Source organism: Chromohalobacter sp. HP20-39 (assembly GCF_033052815.1).
Lineage (GTDB): Bacteria > Pseudomonadota > Gammaproteobacteria > Pseudomonadales > Halomonadaceae > Chromohalobacter.
Map to the genome: position 1 here is coordinate 1 of NZ_JAWHTP010000794.1, position 262 is coordinate 262.

Annotated in this window: 1 pseudogene; it reads left to right on the forward strand. The window is 66.4% G+C overall.

Annotated features, from left to right (window positions below):
• A pseudogene (locus tag RVY79_RS20140) lies at positions 1-262 on the forward strand (WYL domain-containing protein); the annotation flags it as partial.

The following is a 262-nucleotide window of genomic DNA, read 5'->3' on the forward strand; positions in this document are numbered from 1 at the left end:
GGTGACTTCGTGCTGACCCGGATCTCCAAAGTGCAGGAAATCGAAGGCGAGGCCGAGGAGCGTGAGCTCTTGGGGGCCGACGAGCAGTGGGCCAGGATGGTCGAGATGGAGCTGGCGCCGCATCCCGGCATTGAGCACCCGAAGGCCATCGAAGCCGATTACGGCATGCGCGACGGGGTGCTTCGGATCAAGGCGCGAGCGGCCCTGGCAGGCTACGTGCTTCGGCGATGGAATGTGGACGCGAGCCCGGACCACCGGCTCG